Source organism: Hymenobacter sp. B1770 (genome assembly GCF_049896385.1).
Taxonomy (GTDB): domain Bacteria; phylum Bacteroidota; class Bacteroidia; order Cytophagales; family Hymenobacteraceae; genus Hymenobacter.
In genome coordinates, this window is the sequence record NZ_JAFCUF010000028.1 from 1,110 (window position 1) to 1,427 (window position 318).

At 70.1% G+C, this 318-nt stretch carries 1 protein-coding gene; it reads left to right on the plus strand.

Going from position 1 to position 318, the window contains the following annotated elements:
* Nucleotides 1-318: DUF885 family protein (locus ACP7AJ_RS21190; protein ID WP_426062230.1), on the plus strand; the 318-nt coding region annotated here is incomplete at both ends.

A 318-nucleotide genomic window follows, 5' to 3' on the forward strand; every position in this document is an offset into this window, starting at 1 on the left:
GATCAGGCCATCCGCCGCGCCCTGGCCGGGCCCTACCCGCGGCTGGCCGACTTCCTCGAAACCGACTACCTGCCCCAAGCCCGCGCCAGCAGCGGGATCGGGGCGCTGCCGCAGGGCGCCGCCCGCTACGCCCACGCCGTGCAGGCCAGCACCACCACGACCCGCACCCCGGAGCAGATATACCAGACCGGCCTGGCCGAAGTCCAGCGCATTCGCACCGAGATGGAGGCGATCAAACAGCAGGTCGGCTTCGCGGGCGACCTGAACGCCTTTTTCGAGCACCTGCGCACCGCCCCGCAGTTCAAGCCCTTCAAAACC